Here is an 18,846-nt window from a genome sequence, read left to right on the forward strand (position 1 = left end):
AACACCCGCTCGTGGAGCCCCTTCAAGAGATCGCCGCGCGAGCGTTCGACGCCTTGCGAGGAAAGCACGTCGCGGCCGACGTCGAGCAGCCAGTCGATGTTGAGCGTGGAAGCCATGTTCGACTGGATCTGCGCATACATGCCAGGCACCGGGAACGGCATGGTGTAGCCCGAGAGCTCGGCGTTGAGCTTCACATGCGCTGCCGACGGCGCGATCTTCATGTGCATGCCGGTGGAGCCGACGATGGTGCAGCCGGTTTCACCCCTTGGATCGTAAAGGCCGCCGCCCAGCCCCGTGCACAGCACGTCCACGTAGCCCAGCGTGATGGGGGTGCCGGGCTTGAGGCCGGTCAGCGCCGCCGCCTCGGGCGTGAGGCGGCCCGCCGTCTCCGTTCCTTCCACCATCTCGGGAAGCAGGCGCTTCGCGCCGGAAGCGCCGAGCACGTCCAGCACCTCCGGCGCGTAGGTCCGCGTCGCATACTGGCCGAAGGTGAAATTGGCCTCCGAGGGATCCGTGCGCCTGTCGCCCGTGAGCTTGTAGTAGAGCCAGTCCTTGCAATGGAAGGCGGTCGCCGCGCGGCCCAGCACCTCCGGCCGGTTCCTGGTCATCCACACGAGCTGCATGCTCATCTGGCAGGCGTTCACGCCCGTGCCCGTGCGCTTGTAGTGGGCGAGGTAATCCGGGCTCCTCGTGAAATCCTCGGCGATCGGGGCCGAACGCGCGTCGAGCCACAGCCAGGCGGGGGCGACCGGCTCTCCCGCCTCGTCGATGAGCCACATGCCGTCGCCCTGGCCCGTCACCGAAATGGCGATCACGCGGTCCGCGAGGCCGGGAATCTTATCCGACAGTTCCTTCAGCGTCGCAGCGGCATCAGCCCAGGTGCGCCCCATGTCCTGTTCCGCACCGCCGTCGGGAAATGTGGCGTAGCGGTTGGGAATTGCAGCGGCGGCGATCTGCTCGCCCGACGCCGTGAAGGCGACGGACTTCATGACCGATGTTCCGGCGTCGATGCCGATGAGCACCCCCTCACTCATGCGAGGCGACCCCCGTGGGCGATGGCGCTGCCGCTCTCCGGCTCGAAGAGATGAAGGTCCTGCGCCGCCACGCCGAGCGCCGCGTCGCTGCCCGGCGCGCGCGACACGCGCTCCTGCGAAACGGCAACGACGGTGCGGCCCGCCACATCCACGGCCACATGGGTCTGGTCGCCCAGCCACTGGCAGGCGATCACCTTGCCGCCGAGTGGCCCGCCCCCGAGGCGCAGCGCATGCGGCCTGATGCCGAGCGCCACCCGCTCCAGGCGCGACAGCCTCTCGCGGAGCGGCGGGGAGAAATCCGTTGCCGGATAGGTGAGAGGGGCACCTCCATCCAGCATGAAGGTCACTGCGTCGGCGCTTTCCTTCACCGTGGCGGCGAACACGTTCATCGGCGGCTCGCCGATGAAGGTGCCGGTGAAGAGATTGGCGGGACGCGCCTTGAGTTCGGCTGGCGTCGCATATTGCTGCAGCACGCCGCCTTCCATCACCGCGATGCGGTCGGCGAGCGCATTGGCCTCGGTCTGGTCATGGGTGACGAGGATCGTCGTGCATTTGTGCTCGCGCAGATAATGCTTGATGCGGCCGCGCAGCACGGCGCGGAGCTGCGGCTCGAGCTGGCCCATGGGCTCGTCGAGCAGGTAGAGGCCGGCATCGCGCACGAGCGCCCGCCCGAGGCTCGCGCGCTGCTGCTGGCCGCCCGACACCGACGAGGGATAGCGCTCGAGGATGTCGGCAATCTCCAGCATCTCGGCCATGGCCTTGACGCGCTTATCCTGCTCGAATTGCGGGAGCTTCGAGGCCTTGAGCGCGAAGGACATGTTCTCGCCGATGGTGAGCGGCGGATAGAGCGAGTAGGCCTCGAAGGCCATGGCGACGCCGCGCGCCGCCGGCGGCAGCGTGTGGATGGCCCTGCCGCCGAGCGTGATCGCCCCGTTCGAGACCTCCTCGAAGCCGGCGATCATGCGCAGCGTCGAGGTCTTGCCGCAGCCTGACGAGCCGAGCAGCGCCACGATCTCGCCCGGGCTCACCGCCAGGTCCAGTGACCTCACCGCATGGACGTCGCCCTTGCGGGAGCGGTAGATCTTGTCGACCTTGCTGATGATGAGCTCAGCCATCGAGCCGCTCTCCCGTCTGGCCGTCGAAGATGTGGGTGCCTTCCGCCGCGAAGCTCGCGCGGACCCTCGAACCGGGTTCCGGAATCCCCGCGGCCGAGGATGGCAGCGAGGCGAGGAACTCCCATCCGCTCATCGTCTGCAGGAGCAGCACGGTGCGCTCGTTGAGCGGCGTCACCGCCACGACCTCGGCCTCGAGGCCTGCCGCCGCGCCGATCTCCACCGCTTCGGGCCGGACGCCGAAGGTGACGGTGCGGCCGGCATGCGCCAAAAACCCCGGGGAAAGCGGAAGCCGTGCGCCGCCGAGCGTCACCTGCCCGTCCTTCTCGATCGACGTCTCCGCCGTGTTGATCGAGGGGTCGCCGAACAGCCGCGCGACGCCGAGCGTGGCGGGGCGCATGTAGATCTCTTCCGGCGTCGCCGTCTGAACGAAGCGGCCGCCCGCCAGAACGGCGATGCGGTCGGCCAGAGCCATCGCCTCCTTGTAGTCCTGCGTCACGTAGAGCACCGTGGCGCCGCTCAGCCGAAGGAGGCGCGGCAGTTCGAGGCGCATCTCGAAGCGGAGCTTGGCATCGACGTTGCGCAGAGGGTCATCGAGCAGCAGGATTCTGGGCTCGGCCGCGAGCGCGCGGGCCAGCGCCGTGCGCTGCTTCTGCCCGTTCGAGAGTTCGCGTGGCGAATGGCTGAGAACGTGGTCGATCTTGAGGAGCCTCGCCACCCGGGCGACGCCCGCCTTCACCTTTTCCTCGGCCGCACCTGCCGCGCGCAGCGGCGTTGCGATGTTTTCGGCCGCGGACATGTGCGGGAACAGCGCGAAGTTCTGGAACGCCATGCCCACGCCACGGTGCTCGGGCGCGATGTCGGACACGTCGTGACCGCCGATCTCGATCGCCCCCGCGCTCGGTTCCTCCACGCCCGCGATGAGCCGCAGCAGGATGGTCTTGCCGGTGCCGGAGCCGCCGAAGATCACCACGATCTCGCCGGCTCCGGCCTCGAGATTGAGCCCGTCGAAGACCTTGAGCGAGCCATAGGCCTTGGTGAGCGACCTGATTGCGAGCTGGCTCATCCCTTCACCGCGCCCATGGAGAGCCCCTCGACGAGATAGCGCTGCGCGTAGAGCGCCAGAGCCAGCGTGGGCGTGATGGAGATGATGATTGCCGCCGCGATCTGCCCATACTGGATGCCCGACGCGGTGACGAAGGCCAGCGCACCCACCGTCACCGGCTGCTTGTCCGCCGAGGCGAGGATCAGCGCGAAGACGAAGTTGTTCCAGGCGAAGATGAAGGCGAGGAGCCCCGCCGCCGCGATGCCGGGCTTGGCGAGCGGGATCGAGATCTTGCGGAAGGTTCGCCACCAGCTGTTGCCGGCGATGCGGTAGGCGTGCTCGATGTCGGGGCTGATGTCCTCGAAATAGCCGCGCACGATCCACAGGATGAGCGGCAGGCAGATCAGCTGATAGACCCAGATGAGGCCGATATAGGTGTTGGTGAGGCCAAGGGACTTGAAATAGAGGCTCAGGGGCAGCAGCACGAGAAGGGCCGGCGCGAAGCGGAAGGAGAGCAGCGTGAAGGCGATGTCCTCGCCAAGGCGGAACTTGAATCGCGCGAAGGCGTAGGCGGCGGGAACTCCCAGCACCAGCGACAGCGCCACCGAGCACACCGAAAGCAGCACCGAGTTGAACATGTTCTGCATGAAGTTCAGCTGCAGGCTGCCCGCCGCCGTCCGGAGCTCGCCGGTGATCAGCGCCGTGTAGTTGTCGATGATCGGCGTGAAGGCGAGCGAGGGCGGAATGCGCAGGATCGTCTCGTTCGTCTGGAGCGACATCAGGAAGATCCAGGCGATGGGGAAGAGGAAGAACACCAGCACGAGCGTGATCAGCGCGCCGCGGATGAGCTTTTCGATGTTCGAGGTGTGGTCCATGGATCAATGCGCTCCGTGGGCGCGTTCGCGCAGCTTCAGCCACTGCTTGATGAAGACGTTGGACAGTGCATAGGTGATCGCCCAAAGGATGATCATCAGCGCCGCCGAGCGGCCCACGTTGGTCGCCTGGAAGAAGTCGAGATAGGCCTGCACCTGGAACACCAGAAGCTTGTCGCCGGGGCCGCCTTGGGTCATCGCGTAGATGATGTCGAACTGCTGGATGGAGTCGAGCAGGCGGAACAGCGTCGCCGTGATGATGTAGGGCATCAGCATGGGAAGCGTGATGCGGAAGAACACGAAGCTCCGCGGCACGCCGTCGAGTGCGGCCGCCTCGAAGGGCGCCTTCGGCAGCGAGCGGAGCCCCGCCAGCAGCAGGATCATGATGAAGGGCGTGTAGACCCAGATGTCGACGAGGACGACGGTGAACAGCGCTGTCGCCGGGTCGGATGCCCACTTGAAGTTCTCGATGCCGGCGAGCGTCAGGAGATAGCTGAGAATGCCGAAATCCGGATGCGTCATCAGCTTCCACATCAGCGCGGCCAGCGCCGGCGCCGTCATCAGCGGCAGGAGCAGCAGGATCGAGGCGATGTTGTTGAAGCGCGACGGCCGCTGCAGCAGGAGCGCGATGCCGAGTCCGAGGACGAGTTCGAGCCCCACCGTCAGGAAGGCATAGACGAGGGAAATGTAGACGGTGTTCCAGAACTTCGGATCGGTGAAGAAGTTGATGTAGTTGTCGAACCAGATGAAGCCCTTCATGGCGGGCAGGTTCATCCGGTAGCGCAGCATCGAATAATAGACGGCGGTGAAGAACGGGATCAGGATCCCGATGCACATCAGCAATGCGGGAAGCGAGAGGATGTAGGGCAGGGCCCGGCGCATGAAGCGGCTCTGCTTCACGGGTGTGCGCATCTCTGTGGCGGCGGCGGTCATGTCGGGCCCGGAGTTCGAGGAAGTGGAAAGAGGCGCGCGAGGTGCCGCAGGGAGACGGCCCCCCGCGCGCCAGTCGGCTTAGCCGAGGCCGGCTTCAGCCAGCTTCTTGTCGATTTCGGTTGCCATGGCGTCCAGGCCCTCGTCGACCGGGAGTTCCTTCGCCACCATCTTCTGCAGGTTCTCCGCCCACAGCGTGGTGAGGTCGAAGAACAGCGGCTGGGCGGTGAAGTAGATCTTGGCACCCGGCGCGGAGACGTCATGCTGGTTGAGGTAGCCAGGATAGGACGTGTCGATGCGCTTGCGGAACTCCTCGTCCTTCCAGACCGAGGCGCGCACCGGGTTGACGAAGTCCATCTTGCGCGCACCGAACAGCGCATGCTCGACGGAAGTCGCCCACTGCAGGAAGTACCAGGTGGCGTCCTTCTGGGTGCCGGCGTTGTTCATCGCCAGCGACCAGATCCACACGTTGGGCGTCGGCGCCGAGGCGGCGGGGTTCGCCGCGAAGGGCGCGTAGCCGAGGTTGCCCTTCTCCTTGTTGTCGCCGCCGTTCATGAAGTAGCCGAGGATGTCGGCGTCGTAGATCATGGCGGAGGCGCCGGCGCCGAGATCCGTGCCGACCTGGTACCAGGTATAGGTCGACCAGTTCTTCGGCCCCGAGTCCTGGATCATCTTGACCCAGTCCTTGTGGAAGGCCTTGGAACCCGCGGTGTTCATCGCGGCCTTCAGCTTGCCGTCGGTGACGGTGAAGTCCTTCTCGCCGAAGTTCGCATATCCCGAGAGGAAGCCCGGATGGATCGTCGCCCAGGAGCGCGAGCCTCGGACACCGATGCCGTAGGGTCCGCCCAGGTCCTTGGTGAGCTTGGCCGAGACCTCGACCATCTCGCCGAGGTTCTTCGGCGGCTGCACGCCGGCCTTGTCGAACATAACCTTGTTGTAGGAGATGTTGTTGAGCTCATAGCCCCACGGGATGCACCACTGCTTGGCATCGGCCGAACCGAGCTCGCCGCCGGGCACGCCGTTCCACGAGGTCGAGGCGCGAAGCCCCGGCAGAACGTCGTCCCAGTTGTAGCTGGGGTTGGTCTTGGCCGGATCCTTGATGAACTCGTTGAGGTCGGTGATCCATCCCGCCGGACCATAGGTCCAGGTCATGTAGGCGCCGGTCATGAAGGCGTCGTACTCGGTGGAGCCGGAAGAGAGCGCAGCCGTCACCTTGTCGAAATAGACGTCCTCGGGGAAGATGTCCCAGGAGATCTCCATGCCCGTCATCGACTTGAAGGTCTCGATGTTGGCGATCATGGCGTCGGCGTATGGATGCTTGTTGAGCAGCAGCTTGAGCTTGGAGCCCTTGTGCTTCTGCCAGTCGAAGTCGGCGGCCATGGCGCGGGTCTGCGCCTGCGTCAGCAGGAAGCCGGCGGCCGAGGCCGAGAGGCCCAGCTTGCCGGTCGCCTGGATGAGTTCGCGGCGGCTCATCTTCTTGGCCACGAAGGCGTCGAAGAGGCCCTTTTCCTTGTCGTACATTCCCATTCCTCCGTTTCGTTGTGGGGTATCTTAGCCCGGTGCGGGTTTTCCGTTCTTCTTGCCGGGCTCGCGTCCCGGTTTCAGGGAGACGAGGCGCTTTGCAGTCGCCTCGTCGGTGATCAGGCCAGAAAGAAGTCCGTGCTCGAGAATGGCGCGGATGGCCCGAGTTTTCGATGTGCCGCCCGCCAGGGCGACGATCCTGTGGCTCTTGAGTTCCGAGAAGCGCGGTGCCAGCGCCCGGTCGGAGACGGAATTCGGCAGATGCTCGCCATGCTCGCTGAAGAAGTGGCCGAGGATCTCCGCGCAGGCGCCGGTCTTCATCACCTCCGCCACGTCTTCCTCGTCGACCATGCCGGCGGTGGCGATGAAGCTCCGGGCGTCCACCTCGCCGATGCCGGCAATATAGAGTTCCGCCTGCCGCGCCATGGCCAGCACGTCCGAGACGCCGTATTGCGCCTCGAGCACCTGCCGGTCCCGCTCCGAATTGGCGAAGAACGGCACCGGCATGACGTAGGCCTCGGCCGCCGTCCGCTCGGCGAGCCGGTGGATCACGTCGAACGGGCTTGCCGCGAAACGCCGGGTGAGGCCGCCGAGCAGCGAGACGAACCTCGTGTTGCGCGCGGCCACGCCCGGCATCAGGTCGACCGCGGCGGCCAGCGTGCGGCCATGGCCGATGCCGATCATGCGGTAGCGGTCCGCCTCGATGAGGTTGCGGAGATAGCGGGCGCCCGCCATGCCGAGCGTCCTGAGCGGCAGCGATCCCTCGTCGATGTTCGGCACCACTTCGCAGAACTGCAGGCCGTAATCGGCCTTGAGCCTTTCCTCGAGCGCGATGCAGCCGGCGATCGGACCCTCGACGAAGACTCGGATCAGCCCGTCATTGCGCGCCCGGGCGATCAGCCGGTGGGCCTTGGTGCTCTGCACGCCGAGGAGCTCCGCCACCTCGCCCTGGGTCTTGCCGCCGGCGAAATGCAGCCAGGCGGCGCGGGCCGCGAGGGCGGCCTCCTCGTCGAGTTGAGGAGCTGGCTGGTGCAGCGTCAACGCCTATCCCATTTGCTTGTGAAAATTTTTTCTTGAGGTGCAATATTTTTCAGATAAGCTCCGCCGTCAACAAAATTCGATACTGCACTGCAGCAAGTCAGGCCCTCAGATGGGATTCACGCTCTCGGTCAACACCAATCCTTTCGTGAACCGCTTCGCCGAGCCGGAGGATCTGGTCGCCACGCTGGCGGGCGAGGTCGGCATCGGCCACATCCAGCTGGTGCATGAGTTCATCAATCCCTCGTGGAAGGCGGCGACGGTGAGGCGCCTGACGGAGCGCATGGCCAGCGCGTGTGTGCAGCATCGTGCCAGGATTACCTCGATCATGACGGGCCCCTATGGCCGGCTCAACCATTTCGCCCATCCTGACGAGGAGGTTCGGCAATACTATGTCGGCTGGTTCAAGAGGCTTGCGGATATCGCCGGCGATCTCGGCGCGCCCGCGGTCGGCACGCAGTTCGGCATCTTCACCTTCAAGGATTACGATGACGTCAAGCGCCGCCAGGATCTGATGCAGGTGGCACTCGACTGCTGGCGCGAGGTTGCCCGGCACGCGAAGGCTCGCGGCCTCACCTGGCTGTTCTGGGAGCCGATGTCGGTGGGCCGCGAGCTTGGCCACACGTTGAAGGACACGCAAGCGCTGCAGGACTGGATCGACAAGGCGGACCTTCCCATTCCGCTCAAGCCCATGGTGGACATCGACCATGGCGACGTGACCTCGCCCGAGCCACGCGACGTCGACCCCTATGCATGGGCCAGGGACTTCGCCACGCAGTCGCCGATCATCCACATCAAGCAGTCGACCATGAACAAGGGCGGGCACTGGCCCTTCACCGCGCAATACAACGAGAACGGCCGCATCACGCCCGAGAAGCTGATCGCCGCCGTGGAGGCCGGGGGCGGCAGGGACAATGAGCTCTGCCTCGAGCTTGCCTTCCGGGAGCGCGAGCCCACCGACCGCAGCGTGGTGAAGGCGGTGGCCGAGTCGGTGGCCCATTGGGCCCCCTTCACGAAGACGGGATACAATTGATGAAGACGCCGTGGATCGGCACCAGCTGGAAGATGAACAAGACGCGGTCCGAGGCGAGGGCCTTCGCACAAGCGCTGAGGGCATCCCCCTTCGCCAGCACCAAGGCCGCACAGCCCTTCGTCATCCCGCCCTTTCCCTATATCGCCGAGGTGGCGGAGATCCTCTCGGGCACGCGGGTGAAGGTCGGTGCGCAGAACATGCACTGGGCGGACAGCGGCGCCTGGACCGGCGAGGTCTCGCCGCTGATGGTGAAGGACTGCGGGGCGAGCCTCGTCGAGCTTGGCCACAGCGAGCGGCGCACCCATTTCGGCGAGACCGACGAAACGGTGTCACGGAAGGTCGCCGCGGCGGTTCGGCACGGCCTTCTCGCGCTCGTCTGCATCGGCGACACGCGGACCGAATACGAGGCGGGCGCCACGGCGGACGTTCTGGCGACGCAGACGCGCTTTGCGCTTCGCGACGTGGGGCGTGACGCGCCCGGCAAGGTCATCATCGCCTATGAACCCGTCTGGTCGATCGGCGAGGGCGGAATTCCGGCCGACCCCGCCTTCGCCAACGACCAGCACCGCAGGCTCAAGGCGCTGACGGCGGAGATCGCGGGTGAGCCACTGCCCATCCTCTATGGCGGCAGCGTCAACCCGCAGAACTGTTGCGCGCTGGCGGCCATGTCGGATATCGACGGGCTGTTCATCGGGCGCTCCGCCTGGGACCCGCCGGGTTTCATCGGCATCATCGAGGCCGTCACCGCCTCACTGGGAGGGAAGTCATGAAGATCGCACTGGGCGCCGACAGCGCCGGAAAGCCGCTCCTCGACGTGATCGAGGCGCATCTCAAGTCGAAGCCGGAACACGAGATCACCAATCTGAGCCAGTCCGGCTTCTACGCCGACCTTTCGGCGAACCTCGCCCACAAGGTGAAGGACGGGGAGTTCCAGCGCGGCATTCTCGTGTGCGGCACGGGGATCGGGGTGTGCATTTCGGCCAACAAGGTGCCGGGCATCCGCGCGGCGCTGACGCATGACACCTATTCGGCCGAACGCGCGGCGAAGTCGAACAACGCCCAGATCATCACCATGGGTGCGCGCGTCATCGGGCCGGAACTCGCCAAGTCCATCGTCGACACCTGGCTCGCCTCCGAGTTCGACCCGAAGGGCCCCTCCGCCGCCAACGTCGAGGCCATCAACAAGCTGGATGGCAGCTGCTGAAGATGCCGCCGGGGCGGCTGGCTAAAGGGATGTGAACCCGAAGCTCGCACTCGGCAGATCAAGGTAGTGCTTCAGCTCGGCGTCGAGCCTCATCATCGAGATCGAGAAGCCCGCCATCTCCTGGGAGGTGAGCCACGAGCCGATGAGCGTGCGGTGAACCGTGATCCCCTCGCGCTCCAGGATCTGCCGCACCCGGCGGTTCACGATCAGGAGCTCGAACATGGTCGTGGCGCCCAGATTGTTGATGAGCAGCGCCACCTCGTCGCCGCGCGAATAGGGCAGGTCGCCGAGGATCGGCAACATCATCTGGTCGGCGATGTCATCCGCCGTGCTCAACGTCTGCCGCCTCACGCCCTTCTCGCCGTGCGCCCCCATGCCGATCTCGATCTCGTCGTCGCCGATCTCGAAGGTGGGCTTGCCAGACTCGGGCAGCGAGCCCGGCGAAACGGCAACACCCATGGAACGCGTGTTCGCCTCCGCCTTGGCGGCAACGCGCGCCACGTCATCGAGGCTTGAGAGTTCCGCCGCAGCGCCGCCCGCCACCTTGATGACGAAGACGTCGCCGGCGATGCCGCGCCGCTCGTCCGGCTGATCGGGCGAGCCCACGGCCACGTCGTCGCGTACGCGGATGGTGCGTGTCTCGATTCCTTCCGCAGCCAGCATCTCCGCCGCCATGTCGAAGTTCATCGTGTCGCCGGAGTAATTGCCATAGACGAAAAGCACGCCCTTGCCGCGGTTGACGGCGCGCGCCGCTTCGCAGATGGTCTGGGGCGAGGGTGAGGTGAAGACCTCGCCCGCCGCCGCGCCGTCGGCCAGGTTCATGCCGAGGAAGCCCGCGAAGATCGGCTCGTGGCCGCTGCCGCCGCCGACCAGCAAGGCCACTTTGCCCTCAGGTATCTGCCTCAGGAAGAACGCGCCATGCCCCACCGCCTTCGCAACCCGGCCGTCACAGGCGAGCACCAGGCCCTCCATCATCTCCTCCGTTGCCCGGCGCGGGTCGTTGAGGATCTTCTTCGGTCTCTTCATCTCAATCCCTCTGTCCTGCCCACGTCCTTAACACGCGTCCTTCGGCTCTTGAAGGGAGGCGGCACCCGGCCTAATCCTCTCCGGTCATGAGGCATGCTGACATAAGGCAGGCGGTCCGCAAGCTGTGCGAAGCCTATCCTGGCTCCTACTGGCGCGAGCTGGACCGGGAGCGGAGTTATCCCGCAGCATTCGTCGACGAGATGACGCGGTCGGGCTATCTCGCGGCGCTGATCCCGCAGGACCATGGCGGCTCCGGCCTGCCGCTCAGCGCCGCCGCGGCGATCCTCGAGGAGATCCAGGCCGCAGGCTGCAACGGCGCGAGCTGCCACGCGCAGATGTACGTCATGGGAACGCTGCTCCGTCATGGCAGCGAGGAGCAGAAGCGCCGCTGGCTGCCGCGCATCGCATCCGGAGAGCTTCGCCTGCAGGCCTTCGCGGTGACGGAGCCGGGAAGCGGCACCGACACGGCCTCGATCACCACCACCGCCCGGCGCGAGGGCGAGCGCTACATCATCCGCGGCCGAAAGATCTGGACGAGCCGTGCCGCACACTCCGACCTCATGATCCTCCTGGCGCGGACCTCGCAGCCAGTGGAGGGCCAGAAGCGCACCGCGGGGCTTTCCGTCTTCGTGCTCGACATCGAGGATGCACGCAGAAGCGGCCTCACGATCGACCCGATCCGCACCATGATGAACCACGCCACCACGACGATCGGCTTCGACGACGTCCCGGTGCCGGCGGAAAACCTGATCGGCAAGGAGGGCGAGGGCTTCCGCTACATTCTCTCGGGCATGAATGCCGAGCGCATCCTGATCGCCGCCGAATGTGTTGGCGATGCGCGCTGGTTCATCGACAAGGCCAGCGCCTACGCGCGCGAGCGCGTGGTTTTCGGCAGGCCGATCGGCCAGAACCAGGGCGTGCAGTTCCCCATCGCCCGGGCCTATGCCAACATGCGCGCGGCGTCCCTCATGGTGGAGGAGGCCCTCCGCCGCTACGAGGCGGATGAGCCCTGCGGACCGGAGGCCAACATGGCGAAGATGCTGGCAGCGGATGCGAGCTTCGAGGCCGCCAACGTCGCGATCCAGACTCATGGCGGCTTCGGCTTCGCGGAGGATTTCGACATCGAGCGCAAGTTCCGCGAGACACGGCTCTACCAGGTCGCACCCATCTCCACCAACCTCATCCTGTCCCATCTCGCCGAGCATGTGCTGGGCTTGCCGAGGTCCTACTGAATGGACGCGAATTTCAGCGACTGGATCGGCAGGAGCCTGACGCGGGAGGACATCGTCACGCCGCGGCTGCTCGCCGAATATCGCTCCACCATGGCCACCTTCCTGTTCGACCCGGACGGCGACACCTGTCCACCGGGCTTTCATTTCGGGCTCGCTCCGGCCACTCCGGCGATGCTCGATACGGGGCCTGACGGGGCGGAGCGCAAGGGACTGTTCCTGCCTCCCATCCCGCTGCCGCGCCGCATGTGGGCGGGAGGTGCAATCGAAACCGTTCGTTCTCTCCGCCTGAATGCCGCTGTCACCCGCGTCTCGACGATAACGGACATTCGCGTGAAGCGCGGCAGCTCAGGCGAACTCTGTCTCGTCTCGGTGCTGCACGAGATCGCGGACGGGCAGGGCCTCGCCATCCGGGAAAGGCAGGATCTCGTCTTTCGTGAAGCCGCGAGTGCCCCGGCATCAGCGCCCGGCAGCGAGCAGCCCCTCGCCGCCGACTGGTCGGTGGAAGCCACGCCGCTCATGCTCTTCCGGTTCTCGGCCTTCACCTTCAACGGTCATCGCATCCATTACGATCTCCGCCATGCCGCGGAGGAAGGCTATCCGGGACTTCTCGTGCACGGGCCGATGCAGGCCGCGCTGATGCTGAACCTCGCGTCCCTCCGCCTCGGCCATGTGCCTTCGCGCTTCGATTACCGCTGCCTGGCGCCGCTATATGCCGGCGCACGTTTCGGCGTCGCTCATGCGGAGGCCGGCAAGACCCGCATCATCCGCAGCGATGGCGTCACGGCGGCGGAAGGCCAAGCTCACGCTCGAGGAACAGGCTGAGCATCACGGTCTTTGCATCCACGATGCGGCCGTCCTTCACCATCCGACGCATCTCGGCGAAGGGCAGCTCCAGGACCTCGATGTCCTCGCCTTCGTGCGCATGCCCCCCGCCTTCGCCGATCCGCGCCTCATGGTCGTAATCGGCGAGGAACATCGCAAGCCGTTCGGTTACGGCGCCGGGCGTCATGTAGGTGGTCGCCATGTGCCGCAAGTTGGTGATCCGGAATCCCAGCTCCTCCTCCGCCTCGCGCTTGGCGCAGAGTGCCGGATCGTCTCCGTCGAGCAGCCCGGCGCAGCTTTCGATGATGAAGCCCTGGCCCTCCGCGAGATGGACGGGCAGCCTGAACTGCCGCACCAGCAGCACCGTCCCCCGCCTTGCGTCATAGGGCAGAACGGTCGCACCGTGGCCGTGGTCGTGCACCTCGCGCACCAGCCTGTCTGCCTGGCCGTCCTGGCGCGTGTAGAGGATTGTGTACCGGTCGAGCTTCGCCCAGCGGTGCGAGAGCGGTTCCACCTTCTCGATGATGACGCGGTCCGTCATGGGGGTCGCTCCTGTTTGACGCGCGCCAGAATGGCCCGTGCGAGCGGCGTATCGGCGAGCTGTTCGACGGTAACGCTCACCCGCCTGCGCCAGTTCGGCCATTCCCGGTCTGTGCCCGGCACGTTGAGCGGGTCCGTCTCGCCTGCTAGGTCGTCGGCCTGCACCAGCATGACCTGCGAAGGCGAACGGGCGAGGAAGCCGTGCGCGGCGACGCTCGCCGCGCAGTCGCCGGCTTCCGCAGGAGAAGTGCGTTGGTCCAGCAAGGCCGTCTCCCTGGCGCGCTCCGCCTTGCGCAGCGGCACCGCGTCGTCGTCGATCTGGCCGAGGGCGCGGGATATCTCGATGTCGCGGCCCGCCCGCCAGCCGGCGAAGGTCGGGAGATCATGGGAGGCGAGGCAGGCCACCGCCTGGCGCGGATAGGTTTCGGCAGGCCGGAAGCCACTGCCCTCGCGTTCGAACCACAGCACCCTGTAGGAGAAGATGGCGGCCGCGGCGAGGCTGTCCCGGAGGCCCTCTGGCACCGTGCCGAGATCCTCCCCCACCACGAGGCAGCGCTGCCGCCGGCTTTCGAGCGCCGTAACCGCGACAAGCTGGTCGAGCGGAAAGCGCACATAGGCCCCGTCCTTCCCTTCCGCGCCGCGCGGCACCCAGAACTGGCGCTGAAAGCCCAGCACATGGTCGATCCGGAGTGCCGCCGCGTGGCGCATGTTGGCGGAGATGACTCGCCGCATCGGCTCCATGCCTCTCGTCTTCAGCACGAGCGGCGAGAAGGGCGGAAGGTTCCAGACCTGGCCTGTGGCCGAGAACGGGTCCGGCGGCGCCCCGATCGAAACGCCGGCGGCGAAGGCCGATGGATCGGCCGCGATCTCGCCACCGTCGAAGGCGCAACCGAGTGCCAGGTCGCGGTAGAGGTTGCCGTGCCGCGCCGCTTTCTCGAGCTGCAGCTCCGCCACCCACTGCAGGAAGGCCCGGAAGGCGATGCGGTCAGGTGTTGGTTCCTCGTTCATCCGCACGGCCTCGAAGCTTCCATGTGCCGCAAGCTGTTCGCCGCCGCGCCGAACGAAGTCGGTGAAGAGCGGATCGCCGGGAAATTCCAGGAAGGCGCTTTCCAGAAGCACGCGCTTGGCCTGCCACACCGCGGGGTAGTCGACGAGCGCCAGCCGCTCGAGTTCGGCGAAACCGGCGCGGCTCTCCGCCGCCAGCCGTGCCGTTTCGGGCAAAGCGAAGCGCGAGAGCAGGTCCGGAATGCTGATGTAGAGCGGGTCGACATAGTGGCGGTCGGAAGGCTGGTACGGGCTTGCGCGGCTGCGATCGGACGGAAAGAGATGATGCAGCGGGTTGAGTCCGGCGAAGCGGCCGCCGGTGCTTTCGGTGAGTGCCGCGAAGCGCTCGAGCGTTTCGTGGTCGCCGATACCCTCGCTTGCCGCATGGCGCAGCGCGTAGAGATGCGCGGCAAGGCCGAACACGCGCCGTCCACCGGCGAGGTCCTCCGGCACATGGCACTGGCCGGCCGCGGCGATGATGTGGCGCGCGCGGCTTTCCTCGCCCTCCGCCCAAAGGCGGTGACAGCCCGGAGGCAGCGCCACGCTGAGCGCGGCGCCGGGCGCGAGATCGTGCACGCGCACTGTCCCCGCCTCCTCCGCGATGCTGATGCGAAGCCGCCGGTCGCCGGCTGAATGCAGCGGCGTCTCCTGTCCTGCAATCGCGAGAAGGGGGGCTGGTGCCGCGAGGTGCTGCAGCGACTGGCGGATCTCCTCCGGATTCCCGTAGGAGAGCCCCATGGCCGCGAGCAGCGCCCGCAGGCTCTCGGGGCTGACGCGATGATGCGTGCCGTCGACCTCCCACCATTCCTGCTCGATCCCCGCGGCCTCCGCCAGGCCAGCGATCTCCTCGTCGCTGGCAGCCGAGTTCCGCACGCGTTCCTCGGCGAAAACCGCGACCGAAGCCGATGGCAGGTCCTCGCCCTCCGCAGAGCAGAACAGCCTGGTCCAGTGATGGCCGCCACGCCGCGGCAGCCGCGGCTCGATCGCCGGCCCGCGGTTGAACAGCAGCGCGATCCGCTTTCCCTGTGCCGAGAGGATGAGCCCCAGCACCGCCGCGTGCGGATCGTGCCACTGCATCGGCCCGCCATCGGCGCCAATCCACTCGGCATCGGGATATGGCGCTGCGGGCGGGGCCGCGCCCGTGAGGAAACGGTCTGCGAAAAAGGAGTCGAGCGCCTTGCGCAGATTGACGAGCGCGGCGGTGAAGCCGGCCAGCCGTTGATCGGCCCCGGCCCAATCGAGCCATGTCGTGTTGTTGTCCTGCGCATAGGCGTTGTTGTTGCCCTGCTGCGTGCGCCCGAACTCGTCGCCTGCCGTCAGCATCGGCGTGCCGCGCGAGAGGAACAGAGTGGCGAGAAGCGCCTGCACGTTGCCTCCGGGCCATGTCGGCTCGTGGTCGCTGCCGTCGCGGTTTTCTTCGCCATTGGCGAGATTGTTCTTGGCGGCGAAGGTCACGGCGTCCCTGAGCGTGAAGCCGTCATGCGCGGCCACGAAATTGATGCCGGCCGAGGGCGGCCGGTGCCGCGCGGCGAAGACGTCGGAAGAACCGGCGATGCGCGTGGCGAACTCACCCGCCATACCGGTATCGCCCCGCCAGAAGCGTCGCACCGTGTCGCGGTAGCGGTCGTTCCATTCCTGCCAGCGGGCGGGAAACTGCCCAAGCCGGTGGCCGCCCGGTCCTACGTCCCACGGCTCGGCGATCATGATCAGCCGCGAGAGCAGCGGGTCCTGCTCGATCGCCGAGAGGAGCGGGGCGGACGCGTCGAACCCCGTGGCCCTGCGCCCCATCACCGTCGCGAGGTCGAAGCGGAAGCCATCGGCGCCGGTGCGGCAGGTCCAGCTCCGCAGCGCGTCCATGGCGAGCTGAACCACATGCGGTTCTTCGAAATTCAGCGTGTTGCCGCAACCCGTGTCATTGGCGAGCCGCCCACCGGCGTAACGGTAGTAGAGCGCATGGTCGAGGCCGCGAAACGACAGTGTGGCGCCATGAATGTCGCTCTCGCCGGTGTGGTTCAGCACCATGTCGAGCACCACGCGGATGCCGGCCCCGTGCAGGGCCTCGACCGTGGCGCGGATCTCCTCGAGGCCGCCCGGCGCCAGCCGCGGGTCCGGCGCCATGAAGCTCACGGGATTATAGCCCCAGGCGTTGGACAGCCCCAGCGCCGGGAGATGCCGCTCGTCGATCGCCGCGGTGAGCGGCATCAGTTCCACCGTGTCGGCGCCGAGGCGAACCAGATGTTCGATGACTGCGGGCTCCGAGATTGCCGCCACCGTGCCGCGCCTCTCCGGCGGTACACCCGGATGGAGCCGGGTGAAGGCCTTGACGGCGATCTCGTAGATGAACTGCGGCCGGCTGGGCGCGAGCGGAGCGGCATCATCAGCGGCATGGCCAACAAGCGACTTGGGAACCCATGCCGAGGTGTCCACACCATGCTTCATCAGCTCCGGATGATGCGAGAAGGCGGCGTTGATCCGCGTCGCATAGGGGTCGAGCAGCAGCTTCGCCGGATCGAAGCGGTGGCCGTGCTCCCGCTCCCGGGGCCCCTCGGCCCGGAAGCCATAGCTGTCGCCCGCCCTTACGCCGGGCAGGAAACCGAAATGAACGTCGCCGAGCCGTTGGCTCAGCGGAATGCGGGCCACCTCCTGGTCACCCTCGAACCGGCAGAAGAAGATTTGCGTGGCATGGCGCGAGACCACCGCAACCTGTGCTCCGCCCTCCACCGGTGTGACGCCCAGCGGCGGCGGCAGGGAGGGCTCTCGCGGCGGAGGGCTCAGGTGATCACCGTCGGCGCGCTGCGGCCCGTGCGTGCCTCGATCTCCGCAAGGCTGCGCGAGAGCGTGACGAGCCTGCCGAGCGCCTCCTGGGTGTCGATGGCGTGGCGGCTGGCATCGGGCTCGTAGCGCTCGAGATAGACCCGCAGCGTCGCGCCTGCCGTGCCGGTTCCGGAGAGGCGATAGACGATGCGCGAGCCGTCCTCGAACAGCAGCCTGACGCCCTGTTTCGTGCTGCGCGAACCGTCCACCGGATCGTCATAGGCGAAGTCGTCCGCCAGCGTGATGCCGTGCTGGCCCACCAGCGCGCCGAGCCTGCCGCGCAGCGCCCCCATCAGCCCGTTCGCCGCCTCGGCATCCACCTCCTCGTAGTCGTGGCGCGAATAGTAGTTCCGCCCGAACTCGCGCCAGTGCCCGGTGACGATCTCCTTAACGCTCTGCCGCCGCCTCGCCAGGATGTTGAGCCACATGAGAACGGCCCATAGCCCGTCCTTCTCGCGCACGTGGCTGGAGCCCGTGCCGAAGCTCTCCTCGCCGCACAGCGTCGCCATGCCGGCATCGAGGAGATTGCCGAAGAATTTCCAGCCGGTGGGCGTTTCGTAGCAGGGGATCCCGAGGCGCGCCGCCACGCGGTCGGCCGCGGCGCTCGTCGGCATGGAGCGCGCGATGCCGGAGAGCCCCCCGGCATAGCCCGGCGTGAGGGTCGCGTTGGCGGCGAGGATCGCCAGCGAGTCCGAGGGCGTCACGTACATGCCGCGCCCGATGATGAGGTTGCGGTCGCCGTCGCCGTCGGAGGCGGCACCGAAATCCGGCCCGCCTTCAGGCATCACCTGCGCGACGAGCTCCTTCGCGTGGACGAGATTGGGGTCAGGGTGATGGCCGCCGAAATCAGTTAGGGGCGTGCCGTTCATCACGCTGCCGCGCGGGAAGCCGAGCATCTCCTCGAGGATTCGCGTTCCATAGGGCCCGGTGACCGCCCCCATCGCGTCGAACTTCATCGTGAAGCCCGAGCGGATCAGATGGCGGATCGCGTCGAAGTCGAACAGCGTCTGCATCAGCTCCGCGTAATCGGCCACGGGGTCGATGACCTCCACCAGCATGCTGCCGACCTGGCATTCCCCCAGCCTGTCGAGGTCGACATCCGGCGTGCCGGTGATCCTGTAGCTGCCGATGGATTTCGTCCTGGCGTAGATCTCGTCGGTGAGCTTCTCGGGTGCCGGCCCACCATTTCCGGCATTGTACTTGATGCCGAAATCGCCGTCGGGCCCCCCCGGGTTGTGGCTCGCCGAGAGCACGAGTCCCCCGAAGGCGCCATGCTTGCGGATCAGGTGCGAGGCCGCAGGCGTCGAGAGGAGCCCGCCCCGCCCCACCAGAGCGCGGCCGAAGCCGTTGGCTGCCGCCATGCGGATCGCCGTCTGCACCACCCGGTCATTGTGGTGGCGGCCATCGCCGCCGATCACCAGCATCCGGCCGGAATATCCTTCCAGCGTGTCGAAGATCGACTGAATGAAATTTTCCACATAGTGCTTCTGCTGGAACACTGTCACCTTCTTGCGCAGGCCGGAGGTGCCCGGCTTCTGGCCTTCGAAGGGCGTGGTGGCGACGGTGATGATCATCTTGC

At 66.8% G+C, this 18,846-nt stretch carries 16 protein-coding genes; 5 read left to right on the plus strand and 11 right to left on the minus strand.

Annotation, left to right across the window (positions count from 1 at the left end):
• The 7 genes from ACK4HL_RS14800 to ACK4HL_RS14830 form a co-directional block, all read right to left on the minus strand.
• Positions 1 to 1,034 (minus strand): FGGY family carbohydrate kinase (locus tag ACK4HL_RS14800; protein ID WP_409761671.1); only part of this gene is annotated, 1,034 nt, incomplete at its 3' end.
• Positions 1,031 to 2,149 carry an ABC transporter ATP-binding protein gene (locus tag ACK4HL_RS14805; RefSeq protein ID WP_409761673.1) on the minus strand — a complete coding sequence of 373 codons (1,119 nt, stop codon included), beginning with the start codon at positions 2,147 to 2,149 and terminating at the stop codon, positions 1,031 to 1,033. The genes ACK4HL_RS14800 and ACK4HL_RS14805, both read right to left, overlap by 4 nt.
• Complete coding sequence (locus tag ACK4HL_RS14810; RefSeq protein ID WP_409761675.1) at positions 2,142 to 3,212, minus strand: ABC transporter ATP-binding protein; 1,071 nt, start codon at positions 3,210 to 3,212, stop codon at positions 2,142 to 2,144. Before ACK4HL_RS14810 ends, ACK4HL_RS14805 begins: the two co-directional genes overlap by 8 nt.
• The gene (locus tag ACK4HL_RS14815; RefSeq protein ID WP_409761677.1) at positions 3,209 to 4,066 is read right to left on the minus strand and encodes a carbohydrate ABC transporter permease; all 858 of its coding nucleotides are present in this window, start codon (positions 4,064 to 4,066) and stop codon (positions 3,209 to 3,211) included. The genes ACK4HL_RS14810 and ACK4HL_RS14815 overlap by 4 nt, the downstream gene beginning before the upstream one ends.
• A gap of 3 nt (positions 4,067 to 4,069) precedes the next feature.
• Entirely contained in the window at positions 4,070 to 4,975 is a 906-nt protein-coding gene (locus ACK4HL_RS14820) for a carbohydrate ABC transporter permease (RefSeq protein ID WP_409761771.1), read from the minus strand.
• Between the two features lie 99 nt (positions 4,976 to 5,074).
• Positions 5,075 to 6,514: an ABC transporter substrate-binding protein gene (locus ACK4HL_RS14825; protein ID WP_409761679.1), complete on the minus strand. Its 1,440-nt coding sequence runs from the start codon at positions 6,512 to 6,514 to the stop codon at positions 5,075 to 5,077.
• Positions 6,515 to 6,544: 30 nt separating this feature from the next.
• Complete coding sequence (locus ACK4HL_RS14830; protein ID WP_409761681.1) at positions 6,545 to 7,555, minus strand: sugar-binding transcriptional regulator; 1,011 nt, start codon at positions 7,553 to 7,555, stop codon at positions 6,545 to 6,547.
• Between the two features lie 109 nt (positions 7,556 to 7,664).
• On the opposite strand from ACK4HL_RS14830, the gene ACK4HL_RS14835 reads away from it, so the two are divergent.
• Genes ACK4HL_RS14835 through ACK4HL_RS14845 form a run of 3 tightly spaced genes read left to right on the plus strand, consistent with a single transcriptional unit; the run spans position 7,665 to position 9,789 of the window.
• Positions 7,665 to 8,585: a sugar phosphate isomerase/epimerase family protein gene (locus ACK4HL_RS14835; protein WP_409761683.1), complete on the plus strand. Its 921-nt coding sequence runs from the start codon at positions 7,665 to 7,667 to the stop codon at positions 8,583 to 8,585.
• Positions 8,585 to 9,355, plus strand: coding sequence for a triose-phosphate isomerase (locus ACK4HL_RS14840; RefSeq protein ID WP_409761685.1), 771 nt, complete (start codon positions 8,585 to 8,587; stop codon positions 9,353 to 9,355). Before ACK4HL_RS14835 ends, ACK4HL_RS14840 begins: the two co-directional genes overlap by 1 nt.
• Entirely contained in the window at positions 9,352 to 9,789 is a 438-nt protein-coding gene (locus ACK4HL_RS14845) for an RpiB/LacA/LacB family sugar-phosphate isomerase (RefSeq protein WP_409761687.1), read from the plus strand. The genes ACK4HL_RS14840 and ACK4HL_RS14845 overlap by 4 nt, the downstream gene beginning before the upstream one ends.
• A gap of 21 nt (positions 9,790 to 9,810) precedes the next feature.
• Here ACK4HL_RS14845 and ACK4HL_RS14850 read toward each other — a convergent pair whose 3' ends face one another.
• Positions 9,811 to 10,815 (minus strand): dihydroxyacetone kinase subunit DhaK, encoded by a 1,005-nt coding sequence (locus ACK4HL_RS14850; protein WP_409761689.1) that lies wholly within the window; start codon positions 10,813 to 10,815, stop codon positions 9,811 to 9,813.
• 86 nt (positions 10,816 to 10,901) lie between these two features.
• Between ACK4HL_RS14850 and ACK4HL_RS14855 the strand changes: the two genes are divergently transcribed.
• Complete coding sequence (locus ACK4HL_RS14855; RefSeq protein WP_409761691.1) at positions 10,902 to 12,047, plus strand: acyl-CoA dehydrogenase family protein; 1,146 nt, start codon at positions 10,902 to 10,904, stop codon at positions 12,045 to 12,047.
• The gene (locus ACK4HL_RS14860; RefSeq protein ID WP_409761693.1) at positions 12,048 to 12,869 is read left to right on the plus strand and encodes a MaoC family dehydratase N-terminal domain-containing protein; all 822 of its coding nucleotides are present in this window, start codon (positions 12,048 to 12,050) and stop codon (positions 12,867 to 12,869) included.
• Here ACK4HL_RS14860 and ACK4HL_RS14865 read toward each other — a convergent pair.
• From ACK4HL_RS14865 to ACK4HL_RS14875, 3 genes are read right to left on the minus strand one after another with little or no spacing between them, the layout of a single operon-like run.
• The gene (locus tag ACK4HL_RS14865) at positions 12,826 to 13,410 is read right to left on the minus strand and encodes an NUDIX domain-containing protein (RefSeq protein WP_409761695.1); all 585 of its coding nucleotides are present in this window, start codon (positions 13,408 to 13,410) and stop codon (positions 12,826 to 12,828) included. The genes ACK4HL_RS14860 and ACK4HL_RS14865 overlap by 44 nt on opposite strands.
• On the minus strand, positions 13,407 to 17,228 hold the full coding sequence (gene glgX, locus ACK4HL_RS14870; protein WP_409761773.1) for a glycogen debranching protein GlgX: 3,822 nt from the start codon (positions 17,226 to 17,228) through the stop codon (positions 13,407 to 13,409). The genes ACK4HL_RS14865 and glgX overlap by 4 nt, the downstream gene beginning before the upstream one ends.
• Complete coding sequence (locus ACK4HL_RS14875) at positions 17,225 to 18,841, minus strand: alpha-D-glucose phosphate-specific phosphoglucomutase (RefSeq protein ID WP_409761697.1); 1,617 nt, start codon at positions 18,839 to 18,841, stop codon at positions 17,225 to 17,227. The genes glgX and ACK4HL_RS14875 overlap by 4 nt, the downstream gene beginning before the upstream one ends.
• Positions 18,842 to 18,846 lie beyond the last annotated feature (5 nt).

Source organism: Aestuariivirga sp., assembly GCF_046294715.1.
Taxonomy (GTDB): Bacteria; Pseudomonadota; Alphaproteobacteria; order Rhizobiales; family Aestuariivirgaceae; genus Aestuariivirga.

Coding starts and splice junctions, on each gene's coding strand:
- ACK4HL_RS14805 (WP_409761673.1), bottom strand. CDS start 2,149: ATGGCTGAGCTCATCATCAGCAAGGTCGACAAGATCTACCGCTCCCGC.
- ACK4HL_RS14810 (WP_409761675.1), bottom strand. CDS start 3,212: ATGAGCCAGCTCGCAATCAGGTCGCTCACCAAGGCCTATGGCTCGCTC.
- ACK4HL_RS14815 (WP_409761677.1), bottom strand. CDS start 4,066: ATGGACCACACCTCGAACATCGAAAAGCTCATCCGCGGCGCGCTGATC.
- ACK4HL_RS14820 (WP_409761771.1), bottom strand. CDS start 4,975: ATGCGCACACCCGTGAAGCAGAGCCGCTTCATGCGCCGGGCCCTGCCC.
- ACK4HL_RS14825 (WP_409761679.1), bottom strand. CDS start 6,514: ATGTACGACAAGGAAAAGGGCCTCTTCGACGCCTTCGTGGCCAAGAAG.
- ACK4HL_RS14835 (WP_409761683.1), top strand. CDS start 7,665: ATGGGATTCACGCTCTCGGTCAACACCAATCCTTTCGTGAACCGCTTC.
- ACK4HL_RS14840 (WP_409761685.1), top strand. CDS start 8,585: ATGAAGACGCCGTGGATCGGCACCAGCTGGAAGATGAACAAGACGCGG.
- ACK4HL_RS14845 (WP_409761687.1), top strand. CDS start 9,352: ATGAAGATCGCACTGGGCGCCGACAGCGCCGGAAAGCCGCTCCTCGAC.
- ACK4HL_RS14850 (WP_409761689.1), bottom strand. CDS start 10,815: ATGAAGAGACCGAAGAAGATCCTCAACGACCCGCGCCGGGCAACGGAG.
- ACK4HL_RS14855 (WP_409761691.1), top strand. CDS start 10,902: ATGAGGCATGCTGACATAAGGCAGGCGGTCCGCAAGCTGTGCGAAGCC.
- ACK4HL_RS14860 (WP_409761693.1), top strand. CDS start 12,048: ATGGACGCGAATTTCAGCGACTGGATCGGCAGGAGCCTGACGCGGGAG.
- ACK4HL_RS14865 (WP_409761695.1), bottom strand. CDS start 13,410: ATGACGGACCGCGTCATCATCGAGAAGGTGGAACCGCTCTCGCACCGC.
- ACK4HL_RS14875 (WP_409761697.1), bottom strand. CDS start 18,841: ATGATCATCACCGTCGCCACCACGCCCTTCGAAGGCCAGAAGCCGGGC.